The 20,574-nt window shown below is 36.4% G+C and carries 16 protein-coding genes; 3 read left to right on the forward strand and 13 right to left on the reverse strand.

Annotated elements, in window-relative coordinates; translation table 11 throughout:
• Positions 1-117: 117 nt before the first annotated feature.
• Complete coding sequence (gene obgE / locus BCR24_RS11555) at positions 118-1,431, reverse strand: GTPase ObgE (protein WP_069640678.1); 1,314 nt, start codon at positions 1,429-1,431, stop codon at positions 118-120.
• Between the two features lie 585 nt (positions 1,432-2,016).
• Between obgE and gap the strand changes: the two genes are divergently transcribed.
• The gene (gene gap, locus BCR24_RS11560; protein ID WP_069640679.1) at positions 2,017-3,027 is read left to right on the forward strand and encodes a type I glyceraldehyde-3-phosphate dehydrogenase; all 1,011 of its coding nucleotides are present in this window, start codon (positions 2,017-2,019) and stop codon (positions 3,025-3,027) included.
• A 102-nt stretch (positions 3,028-3,129) separates the two neighbouring features.
• Here gap and BCR24_RS11565 read toward each other — a convergent pair whose 3' ends face one another.
• The 12 genes from BCR24_RS11565 to BCR24_RS11620 form a co-directional block, all read right to left on the reverse strand.
• The gene (locus BCR24_RS11565; protein WP_069640680.1) at positions 3,130-4,158 is read right to left on the reverse strand and encodes a 3-deoxy-7-phosphoheptulonate synthase; all 1,029 of its coding nucleotides are present in this window, start codon (positions 4,156-4,158) and stop codon (positions 3,130-3,132) included.
• 486 nt (positions 4,159-4,644) lie between these two features.
• Positions 4,645-5,130 carry a ferric iron uptake transcriptional regulator gene (fur, locus tag BCR24_RS11570; RefSeq protein WP_069640681.1) on the reverse strand — a complete coding sequence of 162 codons (486 nt, stop codon included), beginning with the start codon at positions 5,128-5,130 and terminating at the stop codon, positions 4,645-4,647.
• Positions 5,131-5,251: 121 nt separating this feature from the next.
• A complete protein-coding gene (locus BCR24_RS11575) occupies positions 5,252-6,124 on the reverse strand; it encodes a CvfB family protein (protein WP_069640682.1) in 873 nt (290 codons plus the stop codon).
• 19 nt (positions 6,125-6,143) lie between these two features.
• A complete protein-coding gene (locus BCR24_RS11580) occupies positions 6,144-6,470 on the reverse strand; it encodes an AzlD domain-containing protein (protein ID WP_069640683.1) in 327 nt (108 codons plus the stop codon).
• The gene (locus tag BCR24_RS11585) at positions 6,463-7,167 is read right to left on the reverse strand and encodes an AzlC family ABC transporter permease (protein ID WP_069640684.1); all 705 of its coding nucleotides are present in this window, start codon (positions 7,165-7,167) and stop codon (positions 6,463-6,465) included. Before BCR24_RS11585 ends, BCR24_RS11580 begins: the two co-directional genes overlap by 8 nt.
• 134 nt (positions 7,168-7,301) lie before the next feature.
• Positions 7,302-9,230, reverse strand: a complete 1,929-nt coding sequence (locus BCR24_RS11590) for a cell division site-positioning protein MapZ family protein (RefSeq protein WP_069640685.1) — start codon at positions 9,228-9,230, stop codon at positions 7,302-7,304.
• 156 nt (positions 9,231-9,386) lie between these two features.
• Positions 9,387-10,493, reverse strand: coding sequence for an RNA polymerase sigma factor RpoD (rpoD, locus tag BCR24_RS11595; RefSeq protein ID WP_025868903.1), 1,107 nt, complete (start codon positions 10,491-10,493; stop codon positions 9,387-9,389).
• 76 nt (positions 10,494-10,569) lie between these two features.
• Entirely contained in the window at positions 10,570-12,480 is a 1,911-nt protein-coding gene (gene dnaG / locus BCR24_RS11600; RefSeq protein WP_069640686.1) for a DNA primase, read from the reverse strand.
• Between the two features lie 283 nt (positions 12,481-12,763).
• On the reverse strand, positions 12,764-13,657 hold the full coding sequence (locus tag BCR24_RS11605; protein WP_379896854.1) for an SPFH domain-containing protein: 894 nt from the start codon (positions 13,655-13,657) through the stop codon (positions 12,764-12,766).
• A 52-nt stretch (positions 13,658-13,709) separates the two neighbouring features.
• Positions 13,710-13,943 (reverse strand): hypothetical protein, encoded by a 234-nt coding sequence (locus tag BCR24_RS11610; protein ID WP_083244395.1) that lies wholly within the window; start codon positions 13,941-13,943, stop codon positions 13,710-13,712.
• Between the two features lie 37 nt (positions 13,944-13,980).
• Entirely contained in the window at positions 13,981-16,317 is a 2,337-nt protein-coding gene (locus tag BCR24_RS11615; RefSeq protein WP_069640688.1) for a cation-translocating P-type ATPase, read from the reverse strand.
• 142 nt (positions 16,318-16,459) lie between these two features.
• Positions 16,460-17,077: a lysozyme family protein gene (locus BCR24_RS11620; RefSeq protein ID WP_069640689.1), complete on the reverse strand. Its 618-nt coding sequence runs from the start codon at positions 17,075-17,077 to the stop codon at positions 16,460-16,462.
• A gap of 176 nt (positions 17,078-17,253) precedes the next feature.
• Here BCR24_RS11620 and BCR24_RS11625 point away from each other — a divergent pair, with 176 nt between their 5' ends.
• Both BCR24_RS11625 and mprF read left to right on the forward strand, forming a co-directional pair.
• On the forward strand, positions 17,254-17,973 hold the full coding sequence (locus BCR24_RS11625; protein ID WP_069640690.1) for an alpha/beta fold hydrolase: 720 nt from the start codon (positions 17,254-17,256) through the stop codon (positions 17,971-17,973).
• Between the two features lie 10 nt (positions 17,974-17,983).
• A complete protein-coding gene (gene mprF / locus BCR24_RS11630; RefSeq protein ID WP_069640691.1) occupies positions 17,984-20,572 on the forward strand; it encodes a bifunctional lysylphosphatidylglycerol flippase/synthetase MprF in 2,589 nt (862 codons plus the stop codon).
• Positions 20,573-20,574: the final 2 nt, after the last annotated feature.

A 20,574-nucleotide genomic window follows, 5' to 3' on the forward strand; every position in this document is an offset into this window, starting at 1 on the left:
ACAACAATAAAAAAAGCCTGATAAGAATGTGCTACCCTTACCAGACCTAGATTTCTATTCAGTTATTTGGCTTACCAACACAATTTGACGTAGAACCCTTTTCTTATGATTCTTCATCTAATCAACAAATTCAAATTCATACTCACCAATTCGAACAATATCGCCATCTTTCGCTCCACGAGCTCGTAAAGCTTCATCGATACCCATACCGCGTAATTGACGAGCAAAACGCATAACACTTTCATCGTGTTCAAAGTTCGTCATTTGGAACAGTTTTTCTAATGATTCTCCAGATAATATCCAAGTTGCATCAGAATCTCGATCAATCGTAAATTCTGGTCCTTCTGGTTGGAATCCATAATGAACTGTATCTTCTATTATTTCTTCCTCATATAATGGAAATTCTGGTGTTACATCAATTAAATCGGCAGTTGCATTAAGTAATGGTTCAATCCCTTTACGCGACACACCAGAAATTGGAAAAATCGGCAAATGATCTGCGTACTCATCAGTCCGTTCTTTTTCAATTTGCGCTTTAAATTTCTTTAAATTCTCTTCCGCTTCTGGCATGTCCATTTTATTTGCTACAATGATTTGGGGACGTTCCATTAAACGCATGTTATGTGATGCTAGTTCCTTATTGATAGCAAGATAATCTTCATAAGGATCGCGGCCTTCCATCCCACTCATATCAATCACATGTAAAATAACTCTGGTACGCTCAATATGACGTAAAAACTGTGTTCCAAGTCCAACGCCTTGAGATGCGCCTTCAATCAATCCAGGTAAATCAGCTGCTGCAAAACTTCGTCCGTCACTGGTTGATACCATTCCAAGGTTAGGAACTAATGTCGTAAAATGATAGGCACCAATTTTAGGTCTAGCAGAAGAGATAACAGATAGTAAAGTCGATTTTCCAACAGAAGGGAAACCAACTAAACCAACATCAGCTAGCACTTTTAATTCTAATTCAATTTTTCTTTCTTGACCGGGTTCGCCATTTTCTGCGATTTCAGGAGCTGGATTTTTAGCAGAAGCAAAACGAATATTCCCGCGTCCACCGCGTCCACCTTTGGCTACAGTCAATGTTTGACCATTTTCAATCAAATCTCCGATCAGCGTCCCTGTTTCAGCATCCCGAACGGTTGTACCTGGTGGAACTTTTACAAAGGTATTTTCTGAGCCGCGGCCGTGCATGCCTTTACTCATCCCATTTTCACCAGGTTGTGCTTTAAAATGACGATTAAAACGAAAATCCATCAATGTACGTAATCCTTCTTCTACAACAAGAATCACGTCTCCTCCTTGACCACCATCTCCTCCGGCCGGTCCGCCGTCGGGTACATATTTTTCTCTACGAAAGGCAACCATTCCATCTCCGCCTTTACCAGCTTTGACATCGATTGTTACCTGATCTAAAAACATGGACATCTTTTGTCCTCCTATCTTAAAGACAATGACTAACGTGTTTCGTTTCCAAACATAAAAAGAAGCGATTCGATCTCATCATTGCTTTTGTTTACATTATTTACTGCTCTTTCACTTTTTAATACTGCGATTTCATTGAAAGCCTTTCTTATTGTAAAGGTTAAAGCTGAATTTGTCTAGCCAAACTCGTTTTTATGAACGAGAATCGATAGTCGTTAGAGCTATGACAACAGCACTACTACTTAGCTATCTCGAGCAATCATCCATGTCATCATGAAAAACAGAAATCACGACATTAAATGATTCATATCGTGTAACTAACTCGCTGATAAAACGATTCTCCTTCTGCAATAACTTGTTAATTGGTCTGAAGTACCTCTACAATTTGAACTCTATTCATAGCCCCGACTCCATTACTTATAAGAAGACAAGATTTTTGACAAAAGTTTGAAAAGCGTTCATGCTATAAGTATAGCGTATTTCATCGTTTTTTTAAACAAACGATTCGATGATGCTGCTCATTTTTTATTACCCAACAATAAGCTTGATTAAGCTTATTATGTATCTAATTTAAGGAGGAAATTTAGTATGACAGTAAAAGTAGGAATCAATGGATTTGGCCGGATTGGTCGTTTAGCTTTTCGTCGCATCAAAGAAGTCTCTGATGATATTGAAGTTGTCGCAATCAATGATTTGACTAGCCCGACCATGTTGGCACAATTATTACAGTTTGACTCGACACATGGTACGTATCCTGGAAAAGTTACCGCGACAGATCATTCAATCGTCGTTGATGGTCAAGAAACTAAAGTGTATGCCGAAGCTGATGCAAGTAAGTTGAAATGGGTCGAAGAAAATGGCGTCGATATTGTTTTAGAGTGTACTGGTTTTTACACGTCAGAAGCTAAAGCTCAAGCGCATATCGATGCTGGAGCAAAGCGAGTTGTAATTTCAGCTCCAGCTGGTGATATGAAAACCATTGTCTATAATGTCAACGATGACACGTTAACATCAGAAGATAAGATCATCTCTGCAGGCTCATGTACAACAAACTGTTTAGCTCCTATGGCTTATTTCTTAAATAATGAATTCGGTATCGAGGTTGGTACCATGACAACCGTTCATGCCTACACCTCTACTCAAATGTTATTAGATGGACCAGTTAAAGGCGGCAATTTACGAGCTGCTCGTTCAGCCGCAGACAATACGATTCCACATTCAACAGGTGCTGCCAAGGCAATTGGCTTAGTTATTCCTGAATTGAATGGAAAATTGCAAGGACATGCGCAACGAGTGCCAGTCGTTGATGGCTCTTTAACAGAATTGGTATCGATTTTAAAAACAAAGGTTACTGCAGATCAAGTAAATGAAGCAATCAAAAAGCATACCATTGATAATCCTTCATTCGGCTATGACGATCGTGAAATCGTCTCTGGCGATGTAATCGGCACAACAGAAGGCTCAATTTTTGACCCAACTCAAACTGAAGTTACGACTTCTGGGGATTATCAATTGGTTAAAACTGTTGCATGGTATGACAATGAGTATGGTTTCACCTGCCAAATGATTCGTTTACTGGAAAAATTTGCTAATTTGTAATATCTGGCATTTTTACATTTAAAGAACAACACAATAAGCTTTTCACGAATGTACAGGTCTTCGTGAAAAGCTTGTTTTATATTGAATCTTCATTTAAAGTCATTAAGCATGTTCCGCAATATATTTCACTAATTCCTCTGTCTCCTCCCAACCTAAACATGGATCGGTAATCGACTTGCCGAATATTTTCCCATCCGCTTCTTGACGACCGCTTTCAAGGAAACTTTCGATCATAAATCCTCGCACCCAATTTTTCATATCAGTATTCCAAGTCCGATTGATTAAGGTTTCTTGGACGATCCTGATTTGTTCGGTATGCTTTTTACCAGAATTGTCATGATTTGTGTCGACGACAATAAAAGGATTTTGATACTTACCCGCTTTATAAAGATCAACTACTTTTACTAAATCTTCATAATGATAATTTGGAATATTCTCACCATATTCATTTAAGCCACCTCTTAATACAACGTGTGCTAAAGGATTTGAACTTGATTCGACTTCAAGACCATTAAAAATAAATTCTTGTTTCTGTTGTGCAGCATATAAAGAATTAAATAAGACCTTCAAATTCCCACTGGTCGGATTTTTCAACCCTGTTGGTTGGTCAATCCCGCTTGCGACAAAACGATGCTGTTGATCCTCAACAGAGCGTGCACCAACAGCGATATAACTCACTAAATCTTGTACAAATTCTAAATTTTCAGGATAAAGCATTTCATCAGCAGTTGTTAAACCAGTTTCACTAATAACACGGTTATGCAAACTACGAACTGCTGCGATTCCTTTGATCAGATTACTTTTTCCTTCGGGATTTTGTTGGTGTAATAAACCTTTGTAGCCGTCGCCATTTGTTCTTGGTTTATTGGTATAGATTCGTGGTACCATAAAGATTTTATCTTGGACTTTTTCTTGTAATTTAGCGAGTCGAGTGACATACTCCATTACAGCTTCTTCGTTGTGAGCAGAACAAGGCCCAATTATTAGCAAGATTTTTTTACTTTTTCCTTCAATGATTTCTTTTAATTCTTGATCTCTAATTGCTTTTAATTGTTCTTGTTCAGGTGTTAATTTAGATAGTGCTTTTACTTGTTCAAAATTGATTGGTTCACTCAATGCTTTAAAACTCATACGATAACTTCCCTTCATTTTATCTGACACTCAAACAATAAAAGACTGATCTAGTAAATAAAAAAGGCCTCGTCTTTTCCATTTCTGAAAAAGGACGAGACCGATCGATCCGTGTTACCACCTTTGTTTACAATTCGTTTGCACTCATTGACTTATCAGGTACAAAATTATACCCTGGCACAATAACGGGTGCACTTAGCCGTCACAGCCTACTTGATTCGGTGTGAAGTTCAAAGAGGAATTCGGATACCTTAGGATCATGCGCCTCTCAACAACCGGCTACTTTCTGTTCACCTGTACTATCTTACTAGTTCTTATCAAAACTTTTATTGTTTATTGAAGTCATTGTAAGAGATTCTTTCAAAATTGTCAATCTTTTTCAGAAAGAAAGTCACTGAGAAAAAGTTTAATGAGTTTTATCTAAGTGACACTTCAATTGGATCAGCATCATGTCATAGGTAATTTTATTATAGAACTATCCAGGATTTAAAGCGCTGATGCCACCTCGTCAGTTGATTGATTCTTTTTCTTTTGTTGGCACTCTTGGCAAATACCATGAAAAGTGAGACGGTGATCCTTTACTAAAAAATGATAGCGTTGCTCCACCACTTCTTCCACTTCTCCTAGCAAATCTTCTTCCACCTCTTCGATGTTCCCACATTCTAAACATAACAGATGGTGATGGAAGTGTTTTGCTCCTTCTTTGCGCAAGTCATAACGAGCTAATCCATCATTAAAACTTACTTTGTCAACGACTTTTAAGTCAGTTAAAATTTCTAGTGTACGATAAACAGTTGCTAAACCAATCTCTGGGCTTTTTTGTTTTACTAAAAAGTAAATTTCTTCGGCTGATAAATGATCTTTCTCATTTTCAAGCAATACCAAAACAGTTGCTTCTCGTTGAGGCGTTAGTTTGAAACCAGATTCATGCAATTGTTGTTTTGTTTTTTTTAAAGCAGCAGTAGAATCCATAAATGCAGCCCCTTATTTATAATTATTTTAATCTAGATTTGAATTTCTATAGCACTAAATTATAATAAGTATAAAATAACTCGAATATTTTTGCAAGTGATTCTCAATTAGAATGAAAGATCTATTCTTTTTCTTGTTGTTCTTCTTTTAAAATTGTAAATCCTGCTTTTTGAATAATTTTTCCTTGTTTCAATAAATTACCGATTGCACGTTTGAATTGAGCTTTGCTGATACCAAAAGTTTGTTTGATCTCTTCTGGATTTGATTTATCTGTAAATGGAATCTTATGCTCAGCAGAGCGTTCTAAGAATGTCAAAATCATTGCAGCATCATCACTAATTGCTTCGTAGCCACGAGGTTTTAAAGAGATATTCACAATACCATCAGGACGTACACCAATCACTCGACCATTGATGCGTTCACCTAATCGAGGTTCTTGATAACGTTCTGAAGGGTGAATAAATGCAATATAAAAGTCATCGGTCAAAACAAATGAACCGATCATCTTTAAGCGATACACGATACCACTGATATTTTCATTTTTCAGCTCTTCTGTTCCTGGTTTTGCCATCGCCTTAAAAATCTTCTCATCGGCTAGTTCTCCCCAAATTCGTTCCTTATTATCAACTTTTAAGGAAACCATCAGCTGGTCGCCTTTTTTAGGCCATAATTCACGCATTACAGGCAGTTCATCTAAAGAGACAACAACATCCTTATCTTTTAATCCAATGTCCACAAAGGCACCTAAATCGCGCCTAGTGCCTGTGACTGTTCCAAACGCATATTGCCCGACTCGAGCAGTTGGAATATTTGTTGTCATTTCAGGTTCTTGTTTTTGGTTCATATAACCAAAGCCTTCTACAGCTTCCCCAATTTCATGCGTTCCTTCTTCCTTAGATAAACGCAAAGTAATCCCATTTTTTTGTAAAAAGTAATGGGTCTCATTTTCATCGATCACTAATGCTGTAAAAATATTCGCTAATAGTTCGTTCATACTATTCTCCTTCTGGCACTTAGCCTAAAAAAATCCGTAATACGGCAATTGTAATGATTCCTACTACAACTGTTTTCATTAAATCTTTTGTACGAATAGCAACAAGTAAAGTAGGAATACAACTTAACGCTTCTAACGTTTTCACTTTAGGAAAGCCTGTCGCCTGAACTTCTAAAATACTCTGAAATAAGAGTGCCGTCAAGATACAAATTGGAATATAAGATAAAAATCGAAGAAACCAATCTGGGAAATCCACACGTTTTGAAATTAGAAAAGGAAGTATCCTCGGTATCCAAGTGACGATCGAACAACCTAAAATTGTTAATAATACATAATTGCTACTCATGATGATTCACCATCCCAACTGTACAACCTAAAAGAGTTGCAAATAAAACGGATAGTTCTGGCGAAAGAAAACCCATTAATAAATAAAGTGATACGCAAACTGTGCCTAAAACGATCAACGTTTCTTTCGTATATTTCTTTATTGGTCCATCTACTTGCAAAACAAATAGTCCAGCAAACATTGCCACCAAAGCAAAATCTAATCCCAATAAATAAGGGTCAGGAATCCATGTACCTAAAACTCCACCAACGATTGTTGAAATAATCCAAGCTAAATAAGCCGTTATATTCAATCCATGCGTCCAAGCTGAACTGACTCGATGTTCGTTACTCAAAGCCCCCATCAGAACACCATATGATTCATCTGTCAATAGTGTACCAATACCAATGCTAGTAATCAGCGGCTCTTTTTTAAAATAGGACGCAACAGACATACTCATTAAGAAATGCCGTAAATTGACTAAAAATGTTGTAAAGATAATAGCTGAAATCGGTGAATGAATCACAAGCATACCACAGATTATAAATTGTGCTCCGCCAGCATAAACCAAAATCGACATTAACGCTATTTCTAAAACCGATAATCCGACGTTTTTACCAACTACACCTGCTGCAATCCCGATGCCCAAATAACCTAAAATGGTTGGTATACAAGCATAGACACCTTCCTTAAACGTTAGATATTCTTTTTTTTCCATACTGTTCTCCTTGCTTCTAAAATCAATCGTCATCGATTTTTCCTTTTATATGCAGTGGAAGAAAAACGAGGGTGAAACAAAAGGAAAAAACACTTTTGTCCCAACCTCACTTTTATTTTCACAAAAATTAAATACTATCTTCCAGCATTTCTTGAAGCATTACCTTTAAACCAACCCGTTTTGGCATTGATCGTCACAAGATATTGATCATCAGCTCCATAGAGATTGTAATAACCTTCACCATTGATGATTCTTGCTGGTTGTAACGAGTAGGCTCCGGCTGTTATATAGCCTCGTTCGATACACGTAGCAATTACTTTCTCCTGAACACCAGGTGCCCAACTCCAAGCAGGATTGCTCAGATCACTGACATCGTTGGAATCCACCGAATAAACTGGAGCCGTATAAACTCCTTGTGCATTAGGAGCAGAAAAAGTATCTGAATCTGGTTGAACACCTGCTGTTGTTTGTGTATTATTTTCTAGATTATCAGAAACTGCTGGTGTTTGCTCTGGCACAACTTGTTGCGTTGGAATAGATGCAGCCTCTGCATCGGCCAATGATTTATCTGCCTTAACTAAAACATCACTCAAGGGCTTCCGTAATTCTACGTTTTTAACTTGATCTACTTCATTTTTTGCCGTTGTATAATTTTCTCTTGTCAAAGCTTCTGTCAATGCATTATCCTTATAAAAAACATCGACCGCTGCTTTCGCTTTTTGTAATTGATCATACTGGCTCACAGCTTGATCAGTCGCTTGATTTAATAATGTATCAAACGCATCTTGCTCTTCACGCTTGGCAAGATCAATTTTTTTGTCTGCTTTGATTGTTGCATCTTTTAGCTTGCTACCATCAATGATTGGCTGAGTAAATAGTTCATTTACTTTTGTGATCGCTGCTTGTTTATCAATGACTTTATTATATGTTTCCTCTAATGCCTTATAATTAGACGTTTCTTTTAATGTATCTAAATTTTCTTTGATCGTTTTTGTGCTAACACTTACCATTTCGGGTTTTAAAAACAATTGTTTATCATCGGTAAAATAGCTATTTAACTCTTTTTCGGTTTGTATTACTAATTTGTCTTTGTTTTGTGTTACCTGCCCTTGGTCAGCAGATTTGTTCTGCATTTGATTATACGCAAACCATGAACCTCCGGCTAAGACAACAGCTGCCGCTAAAACAATAGAAAGTTTCTTATAATTGTTCGTTACGGCTGTAGTAACAGCCTTATTTTTGCTTTCTTCTTGCGTTTTATTTGTCTCGGTTTGCTTTTCAAATTGATCTTTTATGGTATTAGACACTTCAGGTTCTTTAAAGAAAATAGGTGCCGCATCCATCTCGATTTCCTCGGGCTTTTTACTTTTTGATGGAATCTCCGCTTGTTTATTCGGTAATGCTTTCGGACCAATCGGTGTTGTTACACCAGTTTCTGCAGGCTTAGTGAATTTTGTGATTTCATCTTTTGGTCTATCTTTTCTTATTTGTTCTGACTTTTCATTCGTTGAGCCATTCGTCTCATTTTCTAGTTCATTTGATTTCACTTCATCTTGTCCTATATGATTTGATTCTGACGGCTCATCGATTTTAACCAATTGATCACTTGCTAATTCGTTATTAGATTCTTTATTTGTTCGCACTGGGCTGTCTGATTGCTCGTTTTTATGTTCATTGATATATTGATTCAGTGCTGCAGTATTTTCCAGTTCTTCTTTTTTTGAGATCACTGGGCTTGTTTCTTCTTTTGTAGAGGATGACTCCTTTGTGTTTTGTCTAGTATTTTCCTCTGGCGTTTCTGTTTTAGTTTCTGCTATTCCTTCTGTTGCTTTTTCTTCTGTTTTCTCTTCATTGAACATCGTCATTACATGACCGATGCTCATATCTTTCAATTCAGACCATTCGATATTTTCATTTTGTTCTTTATTTAGAAAACTAGAAGTCTCTGCTTTTTTGTCTTGTTTCTGTTGTGTCTGCTCTTCATTAAATGAGTAACCACATTCAGAGCAAGTTTCTGCTTGATTATCTATTTCGGTGCCGCAATTCGGACATTGTTTCGTCATTCATTCCGCCTCACATTCTACTGATTCCTAAATCTAATCTACCATAAAATCTTGTTTCTTCCAATATGTACTTTATAACTTTTTTGTTACGATTGTTAAAAACAGCCCTTTCCGAAAGAAATCGAAAAGAGCTGTTCAAATTTTAAGAAAAACTTCTTATTCAAGAAAATCTTTTAATTGTTTAGAACGAGAAGGATGACGTAGTTTACGTAGTGCTTTGGCTTCGATTTGACGAATTCGTTCACGAGTTACACCAAAAACTTTCCCCACTTCTTCTAGAGTACGGGTACGTCCATCATCTAAACCAAAACGTAAACGTAAAACATTTTCTTCACGATCAGTCAGTGTATCTAAAACATCTTCTAATTGTTCCTTCAACAATTCATAAGCAGCATGTTCAGCTGGACTAGTTGCATCTTGGTCTTCAATGAAGTCTCCAAGATGAGAGTCATCTTCTTCACCAATTGGCGTTTCTAAAGAAACAGGCTCTTGTGCTATTTTCAAAATTTCGCGGACTTTTTCAGTTGGTAAGTCCATTTCTGCACCGATTTCTTCAGGCGTTGGTTCCCGACCTAAATCTTGTAACAATTGGCGTTGGATACGAATCAATTTATTGATCGTTTCCACCATATGCACAGGAATCCGAATCGTTCTTGCTTGGTCAGCGATAGCACGAGTGATTGCTTGACGAATCCACCAAGTAGCATACGTTGAGAATTTAAACCCTTTACGATAGTCAAATTTCTCAACAGCTTTCATTAGTCCCATATTTCCTTCTTGGATCAAATCCAGGAATTGCATCCCACGACCTACATAACGTTTGGCAATTGAAACAACTAAACGTAAGTTTGCTTCTGCTAAACGTTGTTTTGCTTCTTGGTCGCCTTCTTCGATTTTTAGTGCTAATTCGACTTCTTCCGCTGCAGTTAATAATTGTACACGCCCGATTTCTTTCAGGTACATACGAACAGGGTCATTGATTTTAACACCAGTAGGGGCAGATAAATCTTCCATTTGGGCTTTTTCAGCAACTTTTGCATCTTTTTTTAGACTATGTTCACTTGGATCACCATTCTCATCTACGACACTGATACCAGCATCTTCAACTTTTTGGATCAATTTTTCCATTTCGTCTGCATTCAATGTAAACGGCGTTGCTAATTTGTTTGTTAAATCATCATAAAGAACATTGCCTTTCGGTTTGCTCTCTTTGATAAAGGCCGCCAATGCAGCTGCATATTTTTTTTCTGTTTCTTTTTCCATGAAAGAAGGCCCCCTTCATTTTTCCATTCGATTAAATATATAAATAATAGTCAAATACATTATCTGGACATATTCATTATGACAATGTACGACTTTTTTGCAATTGTCTTACTAAGTTAATCACTTCGATCGCTAGTTCGTCTACCAATTGTTTATTCCCAAGACGTTCAGCTTCTTTTTTTTGCAATTGTTTTTGCTGAATCAAATCGTCTAAACTAGAATTTGCAATCACCCTTATCACATCCGCAATCTCTCTTTCAGAACTTTCTTCTGAAATCGTCTGTAACGAAATATCGATTGCCAATTTTTTTATCGTTTCTTCTTTTAAATAATCGATAAAATCTGCAAGTAAAAAGTCCGAGTGAACACTCATGTAGCTATCTAATAATAGGTAAAGCTCTTGATATTGATCATGTGCGAAATTAAACTCAGGTAATTGAATCAATTGATTTCGAACACTTTGTTCATTCATCAAACGATACAATAATGTACGTTCTGCTTTTTCTACTTGTGTTAACGGTAATTTATTTTGTGTAGAAGGAACAACGACTTCTTCAAACATTTCTGGCGGTTCCATTAGACCCGTCATTTCATCAAACGCTTGAGGCGGCGGTGCGACTTGTTGCTGTCTTTCCCTTCTCTTCGTAGAGCGTTGTTGTGTTTCCAGTTGTTTTAACTGTTCTTCTAAAGAGTGGAAGGACAACTGAAATTCTTGCGCCAACTGATTTAGATAACGATCACGCTCTAGAGGCGATTGAACTAGTAACAATTCCTGTAATAATTCATTGACATAATCGAGCTGCTCTTTTTCATTATTCATGTTTCTAGTCAAACGGTGATACTGCATTTTAAAGCTAAACACCGTTTCTCGACCATGGAGTGCTAACTCCCGAAAAGAGTCGTTGCCGTATTTTCTTAAATAATCATCTGGATCCAATTTTTCAGGAATACTTACGATACTTAATTGAAACCTGCTATGTTCACTTAATAATGAAATTGCTCGATTTGTTGCTTCTACTCCAGCAGTATCTCCATCATAGCAAACAACAAGTTCTTTTGCTACACGTTCAAGTTTACGAATCTGCTCATTAGTCAAACTAGTTCCCATAGAAGCAACGCCACTAGTGATACCAGCCTGCCATGCCGCGATCACATCCATAAAACCTTCAAATAAAAACACGGTATTTTCCTTACGGATTTCTTTGCGCGCTTTATCAAAGTTAAATAATGTCTCTCTTTTATTAAACAAGATGGTTTCCGGACTGTTTAAATATTTAGGCATATCGTCACCTGGAAAATCTTCTGTTTTAAGAAGTCTCCCAGAAAAGGCAATCACGTTTCCGCGATCATCGCTGATTGGAAACATCACTCGTTGATAAAAGCGATCTAAAAATTCACCATTATCTCTTTGGATAAACAATCCAGATTCTTTAGATAAATCTTCAGCGACTTCTTCATTTTGGAATACTTGACTTAAAAAGTCGCGTTTTTGAGGAGCAAAACCGATTTTAAATGTTTCAATGAGTTCTTTTGTTAACCCACGTTCCAATAAATAATTTAACGCCGGTTCACCTATCTGAGTATTCATCAAAACATGATGATATAAATCTGCTGCCTTTTTATGAAGTTCGATCAATTTGCGATTTTGTACGTTTTCCGTTGGGTTAGAATCCATCGTATTAGTCCAATCGATATTCACTGGGATCTGCTCTAACTCAGCAACTCTGCGGACAGATTCGGGGAAATTGATTCCTTCTATTTCCTGCAGAAAATTAAAAACAGTTCCACCTTTTCCGCAGCCAAAACAATGAAAAATTTGCTTGTCTTCTGCTACTGAAAATGAAGGGGAACGTTCTTCATGAAACGGACATAGACCCATATAATTCTTGCCGGATTTTTTCAATTGAACATATTGTCCAACTACATCAACAATATTCGTACGTTGTCTTACTTCCTCAATCACTTCTTGAGGGATTCTTTGTGCCACTGTTCTCACCTCCAAAATAGCGAAAAGCTAATTTATGCGATAGTCAGTAAAAAAGCACTGAAATCTTCAGCGCGACTTTTATAAAGACACAATTACACATATTTCATTGTATCATACTAAACATAATTTTCAAGTAAATTGCATCTTTATTTTCAAAACATTTGATTTCATCTGATTAGGTTTACATAATAATAGTATAGTAACCTTCGTATAATGAAAAAGAAAAAACAGATATACGTTCATCTGTCTTTTCTCTTTAACTTTTTCAACGTCTATCTCAAAATCACACTTTGGTTTGCGTATCTTGTGCAGTCCATAATTCTTTAACAACAGGAATATTTCCTAATTCTGTCATATTACTTGGTAAAATCACTGTGTTTGCATCACTGCTAACAACTTGTTTAAAGGCTTCTATTCCTAGGTAAGCCAACGCTTGTTCATTCAAATCACTATCTTTGATGGCTTGATTCAAAGCCAAAATACGTTGTCTTTCTGCTTCTGTTGTAATACGGATTCGTTCGGCTTCTGCATCAGCATCAATTTTCGTACGTTGCGCACGAGCTTCGGCATCGATTTTTGTTTGTTTTGCACGAGCTTCGGCGTCAATCTGCATCTGCGAAGCATTCGCTTCTGAATCCAAAATAATCGATTGCTTTCTACCTTCTGAAATCGTGATCGTCGATTCTTTATCTCGACTAGCTGTGATTAGTTTATTCATCGAATTGACAATTTCATCCGAAACAGAAATTTCACCAATATTGATTCGGTCGATCGACAAACCATAACCTGCCGTAATATCCTTTACACTTTCAAATAAACTAACATTGATTTCTTCTGTTCCATTCAGCACTTCATTTAAATCCATTTTACCGATGATTCCACGTAAGTTTGACTGACAATCTTGAATCATTGAGGTAACAGAATCTTCGTTATCATAGACAAACGCACGAACATCCGTCACGTGATATTTGATTGCTTCATCAACTTCAACAATTACATTGTCACGGGTGATTACACTTTGAGATTCAATTTCTAAAGGTGTTTGTTTTAAAGAAACACGACCACGTACCTTATACAAAACAGGAATTAGGAAATGAAGACCTGGATCGATCGTTTTAACATATTTCCCAAAACTTTCAACGATTTTCACTTCACCCTGTTGAACGATAATCACCATTTTTGAAATAAGGACCAAAATCAAAACAAGAACGAGGATAAAAATTAAAATATTAAGGATTATCAATATAATTCACATCACTTTCGAATAAATAATTGTTCACCGTTACAAATAATTCAGTACTGGAAAAATCTACTACTTCCAGCATCGCCCCCTTTTCAGGGATACCATTAATTACACGATACATATAAGGACTACCATATATTCGAATAACGCCATTAAAATTATCTGTAGCAGATCGAAAACATTTTCCGATAGTTTTGCGCATTTGATACTCTCCACTCATAGATACCCCTCCCTATTTCCATACCTTTTATGACATTTTAAAGATCCTTGATGGTTTTACCAGCTCGTTTCATTTGGAAAAGACCAATCATGATCCGAACCACGATATTAATAAGCATCATTACCGCAAATATCGGTAAGGTTTGCTGAGTTAAAAAGCCTACTTCTAAAATACTGTGGAACAGCATTGCCGCCACATAAATTCCACCTACGGTTGTGACTGCTAAGAAAATACGTAATGGATTGAACGGTAAACATGCCCGAACAACTGCCATACAACTAATTCCAATCAACAAGTAATACATTAGTGTTGTGGTATCCATTTGGCTAAAGCCTTGATTTTGTCCCATCAAATAAACTGTCACAATGTTTAATACAACTAAGACTGCATTAACGGATGCATTTCTTAGTGCAGTCGGTAAAAATTTCCCTTTAACTTTACGTTTGTCGCCTTCAAATGATAAGAAGAAGGCTGGATATCCTTCAATTGCCAAATCGATCAAGGTAATTTGGATTGGTATAAAAGGAAATGCGATTGTTGTAAAGACACAAATCATGGATAAAATAAATGAATAAATCGTTTTGATAAAGAAGACACTAGCAACTTTTGTCACATTGTTGACCACGCGTCGACCTTCAAACAAGACATCTGGCAGTGTTGTAAAATCAGAGTCTAATAATACTAAGTTTGAAATTTGTCTAGTAGCCCCATCACCTTCAGCCATAGCAATACTACAATCTGCTTCTCTCAATGCTAGGACATCATTAACTCCATCACCTGTCATTGCAACCACATGATCGTTATCCTTTAATTCTCTAACAATCGTTCTCTTTTGTTGCGGCGTTACTCGACCAAACACCGTATAGTCATGGACTGCTTGACGCACTTGCGCTTCTGTCTCCATCGTTGACATGTCAACATATGATTCATAGCCAAATAATCCAGCACGGCGAGCGATATTAGAAACTGTCACAGGATTGTCACCAGAAATCACTTTCAAGTCAATCCCTTCTTCACGTAAATAGGCTAATGTTTCACTAGCATTTTGACGAATCGGATCATCAATTTCTAAAACTGCTAATGGTTCTAAAAAAGGTATCTTTTCTTCATCTAATGATGTATTTTCTGCAATTCCTAACATTAGCACTCGATATCCCTCTTCTTGCGCTTCAATCACTTCTTTTGGTAAGCGATCGGCAGCAACCAGTTTTTCGGGCGCTCCAAGATAGACTGTTCCTAATTCGTTAAATTCAATTGCCCCCCATTTTCTTTCAGAAGAAAATGGCAGACTCTTTACTGCTCCATAACGATTGGAAAGATCGAAGTGATTCCGAATAGCTTGCATCGTGATATTATTATCTGTACTTTCCGCTAAATAACTACCGATGATTTGCGGAAAGTTTTCATGATAACTTGCATGTAAGACTGCTACTTTTTGAACTTTCATTTTTCCTTCAGTGATTGTTCCTGTCTTATCCAAACACAGTGTATCAACATGAGCTAATGTTTCGATTGAGTACATATCTTGAACTAAAATCCGTTTTTTCGCTAGTTTTACAACACCTGTTGTAAGGGTGATACTGATCAACAAGACCAATCCTTTTGGCAACATGCCCAATAAAGCAGCAGCAGATGCCACTACAGATGCTTCAATTCCAGAGTTACGAATCATGAAACCTTCCACAAATAAAATGATCCCTAAAGGAATAATCACTAAACTTGTGAATTTAGATACTTTGCGAATTGAATTTACTAATTCAGATTGAATTGGTTTATGCACTTTTGCTTCTGCTGTGATTTTAACCGCATAATTATCTGCTCCAACATGAACAACTTTTGCATAAACTTGCCCGCTTGCTAGAAAACTGCCTGATAGTAACACATCGCCAGCTATTTTTTCGATTAAATCAGACTCACCGGTCAATAAGGCTTCATTCGCTTCTGCTTTTCCTTCTATAACTTCCATATCTGAAGGAACTTGCTCACCAGCAGAAATCACAACAATATCATCCAGCACTAATTCTGTTGTATCGATCTCTACTTCTTTTCCTTCACGAATCACATGAACGCTTTCTTTAGAAACAATTGATAACTTCTGAACTAAATTTCTAGCATGAATTTCTTGATAGATCCCCATCCCCATATTGACTAGAATAATAGCTAAAAAAGCTAAGTTAGAATACGCACCCACAAAAAGTAGGCAGAGTGCAATTCCAAAATTTAAAAAGTTGAACAATGTCATGAGGTTATCATAAATAATATCTTTTGTTGATTTAGCCACATTTTCTTCATAATCATTCTGTAAACCTTGTTTTTTTCGTTCTTCTACCTCTATTTGAGTCAATCCTTGTTTCAGGTCAAACTTATTTGTCATGTATTTAATTCCCTACTTTCTCCTTGTTGAAACTATATCTTCTTTAGTTTACTTGTAAATAGAAAGAAGTTCAAGAAAATCCTTAAGAATTCGTACCATTCAATAGACGACATTCTTAAGGATCACTAATTTAGCCTTTAAATTATTTTAACCATTTAATAAATTGCTGGTTCATCTTGACCAGATCAGCATAAAACATGTTCCCGCCATTACTATATAAGAATCCTCCATTATAAATTAGCGCTTGCGGACGATAATATCGATAGGTTTGTTGATTCGTATTTCCAAGTAATGGTGATAACACTTCTTTTGAATATTCTTCTGCCAAGCGAACTGAATTTTTACCTCCCTGCTCTTTAACAAAGGCAATATAATCTAATCCAAAATTATACGCTTGAACAGCTGTCCATATATCACAGCCCGCTTCATTTGATTTTTCGATTGCTTGGGCTAAAAATGCGACCCCCGCATCAAGACTTTCTTCCGTGCTACCAATCATTTGTCTTTTACCGTAAGCACTCTCGCTACTTTGCATCAAATCTTCTGAAAGTCCTTTTGATTCAGTATAAATAATTGCTAACACCAAATTTTTGTATTCAGGAATATTATTTTTCTTTACTACTCGTTCTACTTCTGTTTCATAAGTCATAACCTGTTGAACATTTTGGCGAATTTTAAAACCAAAGTAGCCCAAACCGATGATCAATAACAGAAGAAATAACCAAAGTATTCTTTTTGCGATTTTCATCAATTTACTCATCTTATCATCCAAACTTTTTTTGTGTAGTTTTCATAATACGTTATTATTCAAAAAAAATCTAAAAAAAGGTTGATTCTTTATCATTCTTTAATAAAAATTTGCTACTATTCTTCTATCCATTTTAGTTTTAAATATTTTGAAAAACCGCTATACTAAACGAGATGGGTGGTAAGGATATGAAAAAAGAAAAGAAAGTTCTACTAACAAAGGATAAAAGCCTCATTTATTATGAAGTTTCAGGTCACGGCACCCCTTTATTCTTACTTCATGGAAATGGAGGAAGTGGGCGCTATTTTGAAAAACAAGTACCTGTATTTAGCCGCTATTTCACAGTCTATACGGTTGACAGTCGTGCCCATGGCCGTTCAACAAACACCAGCATTGATTTAACCTTTGAGCAAATGGCTGACGACCTTTATAATATCATGGTTCAAGAACAACTCCCTCAAGCAGATATTGTCGGTTTTAGCGATGGAGCAAATCTTGCCATGGTTTTTACAAAGAAATATCCTGAATCTGTTCATCGTTTAGTACTGAATGCGGGAAATACAATTGTTCAAGGGGTTCATTTTCCTGTAAGAATTCTGACGGCAATTGAATATATTTATCTTCGATTATTGGCTTTGTTCAGTCAAAAAGCGAAACAGCGACTGGCGATTGTTCGATTGATGGTACAGGATATCACCATTACTGCTTTAGATTTAAAGCAGATTTCCCAAAAGACTTTAGTACTCGTCGGCAAACATGATATTATCAAGCGTAGCCATTCAATGTATTTAGCCAAAGAAATTCCACATGCTACTTTTGTGCTAATTCCAAGACAAGGACATTCTTTTGCTAGAAAGGACCCCAAAACATTTAACCAAGAAATTCTATCATTTTTAAAAGAAAAGTAGGTGCAATTAAATGAAGAAAATGCTCCAATGGATCAAAGATCATTTTAGCTATTTTAAAACAATTTTTATTTTTTCAGTCATAATCATCGTTTTTCGTGAATTATTATCAATCAGTAAAACAATTTCATTCCAGCAACTTTCGGATATTTTTCAAGATCTTGCGCTCTGGAAAATCGGCTTAATGTTTTTGATTGGGCTAATTGCTGTTGTTCCAATGATTGGTTACGATGTGATTCTTAATAAGATCTTAAAACAACAACTAGATAAGACTTTTCTTATTGAAAGTAGTTGGGTAATCAATACGATTAACAATGTTGCCGGATTTGGTGGTTTAGTCAGTATCGGATTGCGCTCTGAGTTTTATGGAAAAGAGAAAGATGGCAAAGCCGTCGTTCGTGCATTGTCTAAAATTTTGATTTTTTTGATGTCCGGACTTTCTATTTATAGCCTTATGGCCTTCTTTCTTGTCATGTTTGTTCACACAAATCAATATTTACAGCAATATTGGATTTGGCTGATTGGCGGCGGTTTGTATTTCCCTGTTGTTTTGATTGTAAGTTTATTTAGAAAAGACGAATATATTGGGGATATTGATCGCCAAACACGCTTTGGGCTTATTCTAACTTCATTTTTAGAGTGGACAGGCGTTATAGGAAGTTTTTTACTGATTGGAATGTTGATGGGCGTTACAATGCATCCATTGCAAGTTGTGCCTCTTTTTATTGCAGCTTCCGTCATTGGAATCGTCTCGATGATTCCAGGTGAGCTGGGTAGTTTTGATATTATGATGATCATTGGTCTCTCAGCTTTAGGGATCAATCGAGAAGTCGTTGTTGCTTGGATATTACTCTATCGTCTTTTTTATTACATTGTTCCTTTTATTATCGGCGTTATATTTTTTATAAAGAATCTAAGTTATCGTCTAAATACACGTTATTCAGGAATCCCACGAGAACTGTCTACAGAAATAGCGCATAAGTTTGTTGTTTTCTTAATGTATTTTTCTGGAATCATGATCGTATTATCTGCTACTATTCCAGAAGCTTTTAGTCAGTTCAACTGGTTAAAGCAGCTAAATCCGCTTTCCTTTCATATTATTACGCAATTTCCGGCTATTTTATTAGGGTTTCTCTTACTCATTACAGGTCGAGGTATTGCCGCAAGGGTCAAGCGTGCTTACTTGCCCACAATTGGGTTGATTCTGGTAACTTTCCTTTATACATTTTTGAAAGATTTCAGCTGGGGTGTCCTTATTTTTCTTAGTTTATTACTTATTATTATTATTTTCTCCAAAAGAGAATTATTTAGAGAACAGTTAGTTTATTCTTGGGAAATGATCACAATTGATGGCATTATTTTCCTGACATTGACCATTTTATATCTTGTGATCGGCGTGTATAATTTACCTACCTTCCCTCATCATAATCGTCATTTTATTTCATTCTTTTTCTTTCCATCAGAAAAAATTTGGTTTTCCGGTTTTATCGGTATTTTATTAGTAACGTTGTTTAGTTATCTGTTTATCCGTTATCTTGAAGGGAAACGATACCAATTGGGCACTCCACTAGATGAAAAACGAGCCTTTACCCTTTTAACAACGTATGGTGGAAATACAGATAGTCAACTTATTTTTCTAAAAGATAAAGAGATGTATATCTATACCAATTCGGAAAACCAAGAGACTGTTTTGTTACAATTTAAGACATTCAATAATAAGTGTATTGTCATGGGTGATCCTTCTGGAAAGAAAGAAGATTTCCCAGAAGCAATTGAACAGTTTATTACCGAAGCAGATCGTTGGGGCTATCTTCCTGTTTTTTACGAGTCATCCGAAGAAGTTGTGATGTATTTACACGAATTTGGCTACGACTTTATCAAAATGGGGGAAGAAGCACATGTTGATTTAGCTAACTTCACTCTCTCTGGAAAGAAAATGAAAAGTGAACGGGCAGTCATGAACCGCTTTAAAAAAGAAAATTATCAATTTGAAGTCCTACAACCTCCATTTTCGAATGAATTAATGTCTGAGCTAAAACAAGTTTCTGATGAATGGCTAGGAAGTCGCAAGGAAAAAGGGTTCTCATTAGGCTTCTTTTCTGAAACTTATCTACAGCGTGGACAAATAGCTGTCGCTAAAAATCAAGAGGGGCGAATCGTTGCCTTTGCAAACATTATACCAACTTATACTACAGAAGAAGGAACGATCGACTTGATGCGTTACAGTAAAGAAGCACCTTCTGGCGTGATGGATTATCTATTCATTTCTTTATTCAACTATATGAACGAGGAAGGTTTTACGTATTTCAATTTAGGAATGGCTCCTTTATCTAATGTTGGTACTTCAAAAAAAAGCTTTATTCAAGAACGAATTGCTTATTTAGTATATGAATTCGGTTCACGTTTTTATTCGTTTCGAGGGTTACGTGATTATAAAGAAAAATATGCGGCGGAGTGGGTTTCACGATATACGTTATACTCTCGGGATAGTTTTATCGCCTACGTTATGATCGCCTTATTGATCATTGACAATGCACCGATTGAAAAACAGAAAAAGATACACGGTGTTCGTCGTATTCTTAGAAACAGATATCAACGTTAAAC

Source organism: Enterococcus ureilyticus, assembly GCF_001730315.1.
In the GTDB taxonomy this organism is placed as follows: Bacteria; Bacillota; Bacilli; order Lactobacillales; family Enterococcaceae; genus Enterococcus_L; species Enterococcus_L ureilyticus.

What these genes read in the sequence shown, in the direction of transcription:
- BCR24_RS11620 (WP_069640689.1), bottom strand. Translation starts at nt 17,077, where the DNA reads ATGAGTAAATTGATGAAAATCGCAAAAAGAATACTTTGGTTATTTCTT.
- BCR24_RS11565 (WP_069640680.1), bottom strand. Translation starts at nt 4,158, where the DNA reads ATGAGTTTTAAAGCATTGAGTGAACCAATCAATTTTGAACAAGTAAAA.
- gap (WP_069640679.1), top strand. Translation starts at nt 2,017, where the DNA reads ATGACAGTAAAAGTAGGAATCAATGGATTTGGCCGGATTGGTCGTTTA.
- fur (WP_069640681.1), bottom strand. Translation starts at nt 5,130, where the DNA reads ATGGATTCTACTGCTGCTTTAAAAAAAACAAAACAACAATTGCATGAA.
- BCR24_RS11615 (WP_069640688.1), bottom strand. Translation starts at nt 16,317, where the DNA reads ATGACAAATAAGTTTGACCTGAAACAAGGATTGACTCAAATAGAGGTA.
- mprF (WP_069640691.1), top strand. Translation starts at nt 17,984, where the DNA reads ATGAAGAAAATGCTCCAATGGATCAAAGATCATTTTAGCTATTTTAAA.
- BCR24_RS11580 (WP_069640683.1), bottom strand. Translation starts at nt 6,470, where the DNA reads ATGAGTAGCAATTATGTATTATTAACAATTTTAGGTTGTTCGATCGTC.
- rpoD (WP_025868903.1), bottom strand. Translation starts at nt 10,493, where the DNA reads ATGGAAAAAGAAACAGAAAAAAAATATGCAGCTGCATTGGCGGCCTTT.
- BCR24_RS11610 (WP_083244395.1), bottom strand. Translation starts at nt 13,943, where the DNA reads ATGAGTGGAGAGTATCAAATGCGCAAAACTATCGGAAAATGTTTTCGA.
- BCR24_RS11585 (WP_069640684.1), bottom strand. Translation starts at nt 7,167, where the DNA reads ATGGAAAAAAAAGAATATCTAACGTTTAAGGAAGGTGTCTATGCTTGT.
- BCR24_RS11575 (WP_069640682.1), bottom strand. Translation starts at nt 6,124, where the DNA reads ATGAACGAACTATTAGCGAATATTTTTACAGCATTAGTGATCGATGAA.
- BCR24_RS11625 (WP_069640690.1), top strand. Translation starts at nt 17,254, where the DNA reads ATGAAAAAAGAAAAGAAAGTTCTACTAACAAAGGATAAAAGCCTCATT.
- obgE (WP_069640678.1), bottom strand. Translation starts at nt 1,431, where the DNA reads ATGTCCATGTTTTTAGATCAGGTAACAATCGATGTCAAAGCTGGTAAA.
- BCR24_RS11605 (WP_379896854.1), bottom strand. Translation starts at nt 13,657, where the DNA reads ATGGTGATTATCGTTCAACAGGGTGAAGTGAAAATCGTTGAAAGTTTT.
- BCR24_RS11590 (WP_069640685.1), bottom strand. Translation starts at nt 9,230, where the DNA reads ATGACGAAACAATGTCCGAATTGCGGCACCGAAATAGATAATCAAGCA.